This is a genomic window from Bifidobacterium aerophilum, assembly GCF_010667685.1.
Classification (GTDB): Bacteria; Actinomycetota; Actinomycetes; order Actinomycetales; family Bifidobacteriaceae; genus Bifidobacterium; species Bifidobacterium aerophilum.
Genome location: NZ_WHZW01000034.1, coordinates 1 through 10,949, shown reverse-complemented (window position 1 = coordinate 10,949; position 10,949 = coordinate 1). Strand labels below are relative to the sequence as shown.

Sequence of the window (10,949 nt, the reverse complement as noted above, 5' to 3'; positions counted from 1 at the left end):
ACGTTTTTCAAACAACACCACGCATGGTGCGAGCGTCAGCGTCGCCACTCAATCCATCAGTTAACTAAACACGGTGGCTGGCGCGGGTCGAGAGGGCTTCGGTTTCCGCACTGCTTTCCTGCGCGGCGTCTTGCCCGCGGGATGGTCGCGTTTCCACGCGAGCTTGCGGCACGTGCCGCCGGGGCAGTATCTGCATCGGCTGGTGACGTTCGCGGGCAATGGCTTACCGCAGTAGCCGCAGATTCTAGCCGTCACGCTGCGTCACCTCCTTGCCGTCGCGTCACCAAGGTGACGGAACGTAACCCCGGGGAGATATTCCGACTGCACCCGAGGTTCAGGCCTGGCCGGATGGGAGGATACCCTCCCCTGGTTGAGGGTCACCATTCGCCGCTGGTCGTCAACGGCATCGAGGTCGGTCGTCGCGGCGGTTTCGCGTCGTGGTCGAGTCGCAGCAGTCGCGCGACTTCGTTTCTTGCCCATTCCAGTGTGTGTGTTCCTTTGATCCTGTTGCACCAGTTGTGGGCGAGGTTGACGTTGTTCCAGTCCAATGGGTCGCCGCCGCGTGCGACCGGTATGGTTTCGTCCACGGTCTTGCACCATGGGTCGGGCCATGCGAGTGTTTTGTCTACCGGCCGGCCGCAGATGTAGCAGTGGTCGTAATGGGCGTAGACGCGTTGGCATAGCAGGTCTCGCCGGTATGCCTTGCCGTTGCCTCGCCGGGGGTTGCTCATGATGGCGTCCCGTTCTCGGTCATGTGGTTCCATGTATCCACGAATGCCTGTGCGGCGGTTTCGAAGTAGGGGGCGAGGTCGTCCACGATGATATGCCCGGCCGGGGTGACGTGCACGGGGACCGGCAGGTCGGTGATCTCGGCGAGCCGGCGGGTGGTCTTCTCGTCGGTGACCACCAGATTCAGGGTGGGGATGTTCCTCATCGCACGACTCCCTCTCGATGGTTTGGTGGCTTGGGCGGTATTCGAAGCCGCGAACCAGTGACGGTGTTTGCTGGTTATCGCGCCATCCCGGCGTGATCCTTTAGTCCTCTCAGGCACGCAAGCCAAACATGCGATCCCACTTCGCGTTCGGCCGGATTCGAACCGGCGACTACACAACCATGCGGTTGTACGCTCTAGCCGCTGAGCCTACGAAAGCGAAGGTGGATGATCGCATCGGAATATGCCAGAGCCCTTCGAACCGGGAGATTCGAAGGGCTCTGGATACACTTATTCCACTGCATAGTATGGTGACAGTCCGGGTTTTATTCCAGTGGCGACACGCCGGCGATCAACGCTCGATACACGTCGCAGTAGGCGAAACCCTGCGGCGACGCCGTGATTTTCCCTCGCGAGGCCCATTGGCTGATCGTGTTCCGCCGGCAGGTGATGCCCGCATCGGTGAACGCTCGCGCGATCTCGGCCGCGCTGCCGCGTTTGGAATCATCAAAACACAGCCGTTCCAACCGTCGTAGTTTGACCGTTTGCACACGCTGTTCCACACCGCATGCCGGACAGGTGACAGTGAGATCGTTCGGCCCGGCGGTCAGCATCGTCTCGCAGCGTTCGCAGGTGCCGATCTCGCGCCGATGCTCGGGCGGATCCAATACGAGATCGGTCTTGCGGGCGATCGCCGTGATGGCCTCGTAGTACATGCCGGACAATGGGAGCATGGCGAGGCGTGGATGGCCGGCCGCACGCCACAATACGGCTTGCAGATCCTCATCACGCGGATCCGTACCGTCCAAGTGGGCGTCGACACCGTCAAGGCAATGCAGCAGTTCACGCGCGGTCGCGTCCAGCAGGTCGATCAGATCCAACACGTCCAACCGGATCGGCGTGGGTGGCGTTGCGGTCTGGATGCGAGTCGGCGCGTGCCCGCCAGGATGCAACGTGGCGTCCAACGAGTCATGCAACGGGGTGAGATCCGCGGCGAGTCGGATGAGCGTACGGCAGAACGCAAGCTCGCATCCCGCGCATAGCGTGTACTGGTCTTCGATCGGCTGACGGCAATGTTGGCATTCCACGATGTGATCCTTTCGGCTAGAATAGTTGCTGCTGCCCAACTACCCCTGCAGATCCGTCTGTTGGGGTTTTTCTTTTCCTCAACTCCGCCAATGGCATGCGCCACAGGCGAGCGAATTCCTCACCCTCCTTCTTCGACATGGTGATCGGGAACGGTTTGCCCGGTTGCTGTTCGCGTTTCGACGGTGTGAACGGCTTGTCCGAGATCCGACCCGATCCGCACACGTGCTCGGCGAGATACTGACCATCCGGCCGAACGCCAATGGAGCCGCACACGTCGATCAACGTCGGCTGCCGATACGTGCTGTTCCATTTGATGCGGGATAGTCGTCGGCCGAGGATGATCGCGACCGTCAGATCATCCCCGCTGACAACGCCCGCATCATAGACATCCCAGACGCCGAGCTGCTGGACTAGCACCCAACGGCCGCACCCCTCGCATACGCATGGGTCGAGTTTCGCGAGGTTGCCGGGCGGAGCGAACACGCGCAGCCACGACGGCTTATGCTCGACCGGCTTGCGTTTCACCGTCCGCCTCCTTGCCTCATTTCGTTGACGATGCGTCTGATATCCGGATCCGACAGGTCGACAGGCGGATCCTCGCATCGGATCCGGCAGTCGTCGCAGACGTTGTCGTCGCCGGACATGCGTGTTTCGATCGCCCCGCACACCCGGCATGATCCGATCCATGATCGCGCCTTGCCATGCGTGTACCGCCAACAGGTGACGCACAATGGCGGGTGCACGGTCTGCAGGCTGAGGAAACGCCCGCACCGTGAACAGCCGCCATGCAGATGCGCGCGTCTCATCGCTCGTCCCCATCCTGGTCGTCGGCGGCTTCGAGGACCGAGCCCATCCAGTCGAACAACGCGTTGAACACGAGGTCACGCCACCTCTTGTCCCGAACGAGCTTCGGGTGCGCCATGGCCGTGTTCGGCATGTCCGGGCCGCCCGACAATGAGCCGATATCGATGGTTACGCCGTCGGAACGCAGCACTTCGATGCGCAGCGTGCGGACATGCAGTCCACCAGTGTCACTTACCTGTTTCATCCTGAAGATCCTCCTTGTCGAAATTAGTTTCGATGCGGATGGCGAGGTCGATGCCGGCTTGCCATCCGTCCCTGTAGCCGCGTATGTACGCTTCGGCCGGACTGTCGGCGCCCAATCCGGCGTCGGCCATTGCGGTCAATGCCTGGGAGAGCAGCACGTCGCTGATGTCGACTCTCATACCCTCATGCCTTTCCCTGATGTCGCAGAATCGATTTCCATATCGTCGCCAATTCCGCGTCCTGCAAGCCGGACGCGTGGCCGCGCTCGTACAGGTCGCGTTCGATCTGACGTTCGTTGTCGGGATGATGCAACAGCCGTCCATAGGCCCACGCGTGCAACGTGTCGTTACGCGCGCCTTCCGGTATGGGGCTCATGTCCGGTCGGCCGTTCGACGAACGACGGGCCGGCGCGGGATCACGCATGACGTCGTCGAGGCTGAATTGCGCGGCCGGCCGATGCACCATAACCGTCGGCCGCGCTTGGTCGGTGAACTCGTGTTCGAGGAACCGCATCATCTCCGGGGTGGCTTCCGGGATGATCTCGCCGTCCGGCAGATCAACGATCCGATATACGCCGCCGTTCGCGGTCGAACCGGGGCCGAGCACATAGCCTTTACCGCTGACGCGCAGGTCGATCGGCATCATGTCCGGATGCACCGCGTTCTTCAGATTCGCGATATCGAAACCGGCCGGAGTGCGATAGTACAAATGCAACCCGTGCGGGCTGCGCACCGCCAGCGTGACAGGCAGCAGCCCGCCGCCGTACTTGCCGATCTGTGCTTGTAGGACTTGGAAGCCATGCGGCTGCCCGTCCTGCTTGGGGGCGTCGCAGTCGATCACGAACACGCTGCCCAGCAATGGGACGCAGTAGCGTGTCTGATCCAACCGCACACTGTCGGAAGTGCTGCGATGCGCCAAGTCCGGGTTGAGACGCTTCCAACTGAGGCTCACCTTCTCGTCGGTGATCCCGTCCTTCTTCGTCCTGCCCTCACAGGGCGCGAAACCCACCTGACCCATACACAGGCTTTCGACCAGTTGCGCGTTCTCACGGCATGAATCCGCAACCTCCACCGGCTGCAATGAGTCCACGCCGGGCATCCCCAATGCGTCCACCTCGGCTTTCACCGTCTCGTTCGGCGCCTCCGCGTCCGAATCCAACGCGTGCACGTACACGTCGAACCGGGCGCGATCCACGACGCGCACCACACGCTGCTGACCGCCAGGAAGAGCGACACTCGTGCTGTTCCTCAACCCGAGCAGATCAAGCAGCGAATCCGGCATGCCGGTGTGGAATTCGTCGCGATAGTCCTGGCGGGACGCGACCGGCTGACCGTACTTCGCCTCGTTCTCGAGAATCGACGTGATCAGCCAATACACCTCATCGCTGATCTGACGAGCGGGGGACAGGTTAACCAGATCCGGTTCGTCCGATTCCATCCACAGGCGTGCGCTGGCAACGTAGAACGCGGCCGGATGCTTCTTGCAGAACGATTCGATCGCATGATACTCGTCGTAGGAACGCCCGTTGCTGGGATGCATGTCGATCTTCACGAAACGACGCCGATCCGAATTCTCGCTCGAATCGGCGAACGCCATGTTCGTCAACATGACCATCGTCGCCGTCGGCGTCACCGTCCGATACTTGCCGCCCGTCACACGAGCCTGCATCTCCGAACCGGTAGACAACGCGCGCAACGACGGCAACATGCCTTCGGTCACCTCGCAGGACTCATCGTCGTACGCGAACGCCTTGCCGTCCATCGCATCATTCATGCTCTCACGGTTCAACGTGTACCCGCCGCCCGAACAATACTGAGCGACCGAGAAACCCGGAAACACGCGATCCGAGCCGAGCACGCCCATGACCGCCTGACGCATGATCAACGTCTTGCCGTCACCGCCATGGCCGCTCATCACGTAACTGAGCTGCTTGAACGGTTCCAGCCACGGCGTGCCGAACAGGCGAATCAGGTTGCGTGCGGAATGCTCGTCGCCGGTCAGCCAACGCGCGATGTTCCACGCCTGGTCGACCACCGCATTGCCCATGCCCTTCGGATCCAAGGTCTGCGTGACCGCGATGTCGTTGTCACCCCGGTATTCGACCAGCTTGCCGTGTTCGCGGATCCACACGCACGGGTCGACCCGCAGGCCACGTTCGACCTGTGGGAACCATTGCGCGCGTTTCGCCTCGCGCAGGATCGCCTCGCTCATGTTCGGATTACGCCGGCTCGAGTTCGCGTTCGCGCCGATCCCATACTCGTCCTCGATCGACTTGATCGGATGCCACGAGTTCAGGATCAGACGCGGGCCGGGATGATCCTTGTCGTCCACGTCGCGACGCCACAGGCGATCCTGCGACGGGCAGTAACGCAAGTGATGCTCGCGCAGCTCCCAGATGGCCTTCTGATATCCGGCGTCGACCACGGGATGCTTGCCGCCCTTTTTGCCGTCCTCGCCCTCGCACACGAGTTCGAGGCTTTGTCCGGTGATCGTGCGGATGACCGTGTAATCGTTCGCCGGAGTGAACGTCAGGTCGAGCAGTTTGAAGCAGCCGAAGAATTTGGCTGGGAGCGTGTCCGTTTCGATCGGCTCGTAGTCCTTGTACTGGCCGTCGAGGGTCATGCGATCACGCCCCTCGGGGTCTTACGTCTTACGGCCCCTATACAACAAGCATTACATACATACTTATTAATATAGAGAGCAACAACAACGTAAGAGTTGTTATATATGGTCTGTAATGGCGTAATACCAACGAAAAAGGTCTTACTTTGACAAAGTAAGAGTGCGTAAGACATGTAAGACCTGAACTGGCTAGCGACGTTTTGAGCAGTCGAGAACTTACGTTCTCTTACTTCTCTTACGTTCCACATCGTCAGCCTCCTTGAATCACGTATGAGTGGTTTGGCTGGTTTTGGCCGTCCGGGTTTCCACGCCGGCCGGCCAAACCGTTAGCGGCTGCTCGCAGCCTAGAATTCGGGCTCCTGTTCGCTGCCTCCGTGCGGGGCCGCCTGGGCGACGATGCGCTGGATGTCCGCGGCGAGGAATCCGGTGAGCGTCTGGATCTCAGGTACGCTCTTGCCGGCCGCATGCAATTGGAGTACCTGCTGTTCGTTCACGCGCGGAGCCTGAGGAGCGGCCGGCTGCTGCTGCGGCGCGGGCTGCTGGGGCACGTTCAAAGTCACGCCCTGCGGCGCGCTCTGAGCCTGCGGGTACTGCGAATACGATTGGGCTGGATTCGGCGCGTACGCGCCCGACTGAGGCGCGTTCTGGGGGTCGTTCATCATCTCGTCCATCGCCTTGCGGTTCGGATCGCCTGGTACGACCACGTACGTGTAGTCCTTGCGGTCGTTGAACCCGCGTTGCTTGGATGGGGTGGTGTGGTCGAACTTCGCGGTGAGCGTGTCGCCGACGCGCGGATAGTTGCCCACGCCCGCCGCCAAGGACGCGGCCTTCAGCGCCTTGGCGTTCGCGCCCTGCTTCACGTAGACGCGGCGCTGGCCGTTGTCGTATTGGATGTTCGGATCCCTGAGCGTGGTCTGCAAAGTGATGACGATCTGCTGTTTCGCCTTGCCGTCGTCCCAGAACAGGGGTTCTCCGGATTGGATGTTGCGCTGCTGTTCGGCGTGGATTTCGATGATCTCGCCGGTCACGCTCGTGCCCAGGGGCGTGTTCTTGTCGAATGCGCTGGGCGTGCCGCCGCTCATCATCTCGTCGAGGCTGATGTCCTGCGCTACTGGGCGGGGCTGTTGCATGGGCTGCTGATAGCCTTGCTGCGGCGCGTATCCCTGTTGGGGCTGCTGGTATCCGTACCCGTTATGCTGATAGTTTTGACCGTACATGGTGTTTTCTCCTTTACTGGTTTTGGCTGGATGGATAGGTTGGTTGGATCAGGGTGGCGAACGGCCGGTAGCTGTCAAGCTTGTGGGGGTGGTTGGCCGTCCACATGTCGCCTTTGAGGTCGGTTTCCTGATAGGTGTTGTCGTGGCAGTCGAAGCATTCGTCGGGATCGCGCGGCAGGCTGGCGATCCACGCGTCCCTCCCGGCTTCCCCTTGTTGGGTTTCGATGAGGTCGAGCAGCGTACACAGGGTGGAGGCGCGTTGCAGTGCCCATTGGCCGGGTTCGGGGTCGAACCGTGTTTCGTAGACGACGGTGTCGGCCAATCCGTTGCGGCCGGTTTTGGGCATCGCGTAGATCGCCGACCATTCGACGGGCAGCCCTTTATTTCGTAGTCCGATGCCGTACAAACTGGCTTGGATCACGTATTGTTGGGGCATGCCTTTGGCGCGTTTGCGTTTGAGGCTCCAGTCGCCGACGAGTTTCCAGTCCACGGTGAGCATGTTCGCCTGGTCGTACAGATCGATGCTGCCAGTCACTCTGGTGCCACCGGCGAGTCCGCTGATCTGGCCGACGGGAACCTTGAGTTCGGCCGTCCATCGGCGCGTGTCGGTGCCTGCGATCTTGTCGTCGCGTTGGTCGAACAGGCGTTGCAGGTGTTCGTGCATGAACGTGCCGAGGGCCGGCGTCCAGCCTTTGTCGCGCGGTTCGCGTTTGGGCCATCCGGCGAGTTTGGCGGCGAGGCAGTGGATGCAGGTGACACCGAGTTCGCTGGGGCCGATCTCGCGTTGCAGTTCGCGTGGCGCGTTCGCGAGACTGGTTTCGATGATCGACCTGATTTCCGCCCAGTATCGCGGCGCGTTCATCGCATCCACCTGCACTTTGGGTGGTGCGGACGGTTGCAATATGGGTTGTGTCGCCGGTTGGGGCTGCTGTAGGTCGATGGGGGTGGCGTCACTCATGGCGTACATCCTTGGTTTCGAGGTTCCAGACTCGTTTCTCGAGATCGTTGACGCGGGTCTTGAGCTGTGTGATCTCGAGCGTGACATCGTGCAGCGTGTGTTCCTGGTCGCGTTGTTCGATGTCCTTTTCGCCTTGGATGATCAGGTTCGCCGCGTCCATGCACAACGAGTCGAGGCGGTTGCTGTCGATGATGTACAGGTCGTCTGTGAGGTCGTGGTCGTATTTTTGGATGGTGCGGCCGATGATGTTCATGAGACTGGATTGCGAGATCATGCGACCACCACCGTGGGATTGCCGGTCGTCTGATACGCTTCGAGCGCGGCGGGTGCGAACTGGCTGCGTACGGCCTTCGTGTCCAGCGTCGCCTTGTACAACTGGGGGTACTTGTCGGCCGGATACGCCTGTTCGAGCTTGCGCGGGTCGAGTCGCTTGGCGCCGGTTTTCACGGTGACCGTCAACGCGCCCGCCTCGTACGATCCCGGATCGGGGTGGGACATGAGGATCTGCGATTTCAGGTCGTCGCGTTCCTCCATGAGTTCTTTGATTTGACTGTCGATGACGGCGATGCGCTGCGCCTGTTGGATGAACAGGCGGGTTTCGACCGACATGTCGCCGGTCGGCGTCGTGTCGGTGGGGGCGGCCTTCCGATCCGGCGAGTCGAGCCTGTCCATTGCTTCGGTGGTTGATTTCATGATCGTGTTCCTTTCACGAGTTGCGTGGTGTCATGTACGGGGATGACGTGTTCGCCGTGGTCGACCATCCCGTCGACCCTGCTGTGTTGGTCGACGGTACGCCATGCGACCGCGTATGTGGTCGGCGGGCTCAAATGGCCGCAGACCGGGCAGTACGCCATGTACAGTCGGCTACTCATGGGCGTTCTCGGCGGGATGGTTCATCACAAGGTCGCGGGCCTGTTCCGGGTTGCGGAGCAGCCGGTTGACCGCGCTGCCTTCCTTGACGACCTGCTGGGCGACGTCAATCGCCCGCTGCACCGCGAACAATTGGGTCGTGGACAAGGCGACCTTGTCGTCGTAGAGGAGTTTCGACGCCTTGTCGATGAACGTGGCGGCGCTGTCGGTGATCCGGCTGGACACTGGTACGAGGCATGCGAGCGACGCGCTCAGATCCTCGTCGGTGATCAACGCCTGCTGGATGGCCTTCGGCGTGGCTTTCGTGCTCATGATTCGTCTCCTTCTAGGTTTTTGGCCGGATCGTATTCCGGCAATGATTTGATGCGGACGAGCAGATGCGGCTCGTATTCCTTGCCGTGGTAGGTGTACGGATCCTCGCGGCGGCGTTTCCTGGTGGTTCCCGGCCGTTTGCCGGGCACCAATTGGTCGGGGATGATCTTGATGGCGCCGATGCGTTGGATCTGCGAATCGTCCAGGTAGGCGACCGCGTTCAACGCGTCCAGGATCAGTTTCAGGAGGTTGTCGATGTCGGGTTTGCCTCGCTTGCTCATCCAGAATTCCGCGTACACGCCCACCGGTCCCGCAAATGGTTTCGCGCTTGGGTAGCGGCGGCGGAATTCCGCGAATATGCGTTCCTCCGCGTGCAAGGTCTTCTTCGGTGTGATCGCGTGTCCTTGGTAGACGCGTGGCCGGGCTTTGGCGACGGGGTCGCCGGGCAGCGACAGCACGAATTCACTTGGCTTCATCCTGCCCGACCTTCCGTTCGGTGCCGTCGTACTGTTCGATCAGCGCGATGAACAGGAACGGCAGGGCCATGACCAACAGGAAGCAGGCGGTGATCTGGATCTGTCCCGCGTTGCCGTCCGTCCACGAGTGGGTGAACGCGTAGCTGGCGCACCAGCCTTCGATGAACGGGATCAATAGCAGGAGGAGTCCTCGCATGGTTTTCCATGGCTTGCGGTTACGCTTCCTCATGACTGGTCTCCTTCGTGTTGGAATGGTTTGCGGGGCGTATGGCGGTTTCGAACGTGACGGTGCTGACGCCGCCGATCCGGTAGTGGCGGCTGCTGCTCATCCACAGGTAGGTGACGTTGTCGCGCACGGTGATCTCGTGCACGGTGAACGCGAGATACGGGGTGGCGTCGCAGGTGAGGAACACGACGTCGCCCGGCACGACATCGGATAGATTCTGGATGCGTTTGCCGGTGCGCAGGAGCTCATGCCACATGGTCGGCCTTCTTCCGTTCGAGGCGCATGTCCTCGTCGATGAGACGGTCGACGTTGATGATCTCCGACGTCAACGCATTGGCGCGTTTCGCGATCTCCTGCCTGCCGTCCATGAACGCCCAGTAAGCGAGCGAGCTCAATGCGTCGTACGCGTCCGCGAGCGTGTTGCGGTAGTGCTGCAGCCGGTTGAGCGTCTCGTTCTGTCCCGGCTTGTCGTTGAGCAGGTCGACCAGTTCCTTGAACATGCGGGGCTGTTGCGACGGCTCGTCGCCGCTGCCGTGGACATGCCCGCAGTATTGGCACTTGATATGGTTGTTGTCATCCACCATGACTCGTTCCTTTCATTCGTGATTGTGGTGGGGTGGCCTGTGACGGTGAAGATTCGGCAATGTGACCCGTCACAGGCCTTTTTGTTGCCATACGTTCGCATGACGAGTGACGGGCGTATGGCAAGACTTGTCATTCGAGGGTTGATTGGCGGAGGTTGCGATCCTCGTACGCCTCGACCTCCTCCAACGGGTAGCGGACGTGCGCGCCGATCTTCGTGAACTTCGGTCCTTGTCCCCGGTATCGTTGCATGGCGAGCTGGGGGACCGGGATCTGCCAGCGTTCCGCCAGTTGAACGGGCGTGAGAAGAATGCCTCGGCTCATGAGTCCGCCTCCTCGCTGTTCTCGGTGTTGGTGGGGGTGCGGGTGACGAGATTGCTGTGGATCCATTCGTCGACTTCCATGCGGTTGTACAAATAGATGCCGCACACCTGGTATTCGGGTGGCAGGTCGCCCAGTCTGGACAGTTTCCCGATCGACTGGTAGGAGAGCCGCGTGTACTTCGCCAGCTCCTTGCGCGTCATCCACGGGGACGGGAACGTCGAGGTGCCTCATTTGAAAATGAGCGCGTAATCCGGAGTGGTGCCTCACCTGTGGTGAGCGTGAAATCCTAGTCCGC

Annotated in this window: 18 protein-coding genes and 1 tRNA gene; all 19 read right to left on the bottom strand. The window is 61.1% G+C overall.

The features are described 5' to 3' along the window. Nucleotides 1–377: 377 nt before the first annotated feature. The gene (locus GFD25_RS11565) at nucleotides 378–731 is read right to left on the bottom strand and encodes an HNH endonuclease (RefSeq protein WP_163232976.1); all 354 of its coding nucleotides are present in this window, start codon (nucleotides 729–731) and stop codon (nucleotides 378–380) included. Then, the gene (locus tag GFD25_RS11560; protein WP_163232974.1) at nucleotides 728–934 is read right to left on the bottom strand and encodes a tensin-4; all 207 of its coding nucleotides are present in this window, start codon (nucleotides 932–934) and stop codon (nucleotides 728–730) included. Before GFD25_RS11560 ends, GFD25_RS11565 begins: the two co-directional genes overlap by 4 nt. A 142-nt stretch (nucleotides 935–1,076) precedes the next feature. Next, nucleotides 1,077–1,151 (bottom strand) — tRNA-OTHER (locus tag GFD25_RS11555). A gap of 106 nt (nucleotides 1,152–1,257) precedes the next feature. Then, entirely contained in the window at nucleotides 1,258–2,019 is a 762-nt protein-coding gene (locus GFD25_RS11550; RefSeq protein ID WP_163232972.1) for a hypothetical protein, read from the bottom strand. A 16-nt stretch (nucleotides 2,020–2,035) separates the two neighbouring features. Further along, nucleotides 2,036–2,707: a hypothetical protein gene (locus GFD25_RS12340; protein ID WP_239512563.1), complete on the bottom strand. Its 672-nt coding sequence runs from the start codon at nucleotides 2,705–2,707 to the stop codon at nucleotides 2,036–2,038. A 115-nt stretch (nucleotides 2,708–2,822) separates the two neighbouring features. Continuing rightward, nucleotides 2,823–3,068 carry a hypothetical protein gene (locus tag GFD25_RS11540; protein ID WP_163232970.1) on the bottom strand — a complete coding sequence of 82 codons (246 nt, stop codon included), beginning with the start codon at nucleotides 3,066–3,068 and terminating at the stop codon, nucleotides 2,823–2,825. Further along, nucleotides 3,052–3,246 carry a hypothetical protein gene (locus GFD25_RS11535; protein WP_163232968.1) on the bottom strand — a complete coding sequence of 65 codons (195 nt, stop codon included), beginning with the start codon at nucleotides 3,244–3,246 and terminating at the stop codon, nucleotides 3,052–3,054. The genes GFD25_RS11540 and GFD25_RS11535 overlap by 17 nt, the downstream gene beginning before the upstream one ends. Before the next feature lie 4 nt (nucleotides 3,247–3,250). Beyond that, on the bottom strand, nucleotides 3,251–5,689 hold the full coding sequence (locus tag GFD25_RS11530; protein ID WP_163232966.1) for a bifunctional DNA primase/polymerase: 2,439 nt from the start codon (nucleotides 5,687–5,689) through the stop codon (nucleotides 3,251–3,253). Nucleotides 5,690–6,033: 344 nt separating this feature from the next. Further along, a complete protein-coding gene (locus GFD25_RS11525) occupies nucleotides 6,034–6,906 on the bottom strand; it encodes a hypothetical protein (protein ID WP_163232964.1) in 873 nt (290 codons plus the stop codon). A gap of 13 nt (nucleotides 6,907–6,919) precedes the next feature. Beyond that, the gene (locus GFD25_RS11520) at nucleotides 6,920–7,864 is read right to left on the bottom strand and encodes a hypothetical protein (RefSeq protein WP_163232962.1); all 945 of its coding nucleotides are present in this window, start codon (nucleotides 7,862–7,864) and stop codon (nucleotides 6,920–6,922) included. Beyond that, nucleotides 7,857–8,138 (bottom strand): hypothetical protein, encoded by a 282-nt coding sequence (locus tag GFD25_RS11515; protein WP_163232960.1) that lies wholly within the window; start codon nucleotides 8,136–8,138, stop codon nucleotides 7,857–7,859. The genes GFD25_RS11520 and GFD25_RS11515 overlap by 8 nt, the downstream gene beginning before the upstream one ends. Further along, on the bottom strand, nucleotides 8,135–8,557 hold the full coding sequence (locus GFD25_RS11510) for a hypothetical protein (protein WP_163232958.1): 423 nt from the start codon (nucleotides 8,555–8,557) through the stop codon (nucleotides 8,135–8,137). Before GFD25_RS11510 ends, GFD25_RS11515 begins: the two co-directional genes overlap by 4 nt. A gap of 171 nt (nucleotides 8,558–8,728) precedes the next feature. Beyond that, entirely contained in the window at nucleotides 8,729–9,046 is a 318-nt protein-coding gene (locus tag GFD25_RS11505; RefSeq protein WP_163232956.1) for a hypothetical protein, read from the bottom strand. Beyond that, nucleotides 9,043–9,522, bottom strand: coding sequence for a RusA family crossover junction endodeoxyribonuclease (locus tag GFD25_RS11500; protein WP_163232954.1), 480 nt, complete (start codon nucleotides 9,520–9,522; stop codon nucleotides 9,043–9,045). The genes GFD25_RS11505 and GFD25_RS11500 overlap by 4 nt, the downstream gene beginning before the upstream one ends. Next, nucleotides 9,509–9,751, bottom strand: coding sequence for a hypothetical protein (locus GFD25_RS11495; RefSeq protein WP_163232952.1), 243 nt, complete (start codon nucleotides 9,749–9,751; stop codon nucleotides 9,509–9,511). The genes GFD25_RS11500 and GFD25_RS11495 overlap by 14 nt, the downstream gene beginning before the upstream one ends. Continuing rightward, a complete protein-coding gene (locus GFD25_RS11490) occupies nucleotides 9,738–10,004 on the bottom strand; it encodes a hypothetical protein (RefSeq protein ID WP_163232950.1) in 267 nt (88 codons plus the stop codon). The genes GFD25_RS11495 and GFD25_RS11490 overlap by 14 nt, the downstream gene beginning before the upstream one ends. After that, nucleotides 9,994–10,332, bottom strand: coding sequence for a hypothetical protein (locus tag GFD25_RS11485; RefSeq protein ID WP_163232948.1), 339 nt, complete (start codon nucleotides 10,330–10,332; stop codon nucleotides 9,994–9,996). The genes GFD25_RS11490 and GFD25_RS11485 overlap by 11 nt, the downstream gene beginning before the upstream one ends. A gap of 130 nt (nucleotides 10,333–10,462) precedes the next feature. Further along, on the bottom strand, nucleotides 10,463–10,654 hold the full coding sequence (locus GFD25_RS11480) for a MerR family transcriptional regulator (protein ID WP_163232946.1): 192 nt from the start codon (nucleotides 10,652–10,654) through the stop codon (nucleotides 10,463–10,465). Continuing rightward, a complete protein-coding gene (locus tag GFD25_RS11475; RefSeq protein WP_163232944.1) occupies nucleotides 10,651–10,854 on the bottom strand; it encodes a helix-turn-helix domain-containing protein in 204 nt (67 codons plus the stop codon). Before GFD25_RS11475 ends, GFD25_RS11480 begins: the two co-directional genes overlap by 4 nt. Nucleotides 10,855–10,949 lie beyond the last annotated feature (95 nt).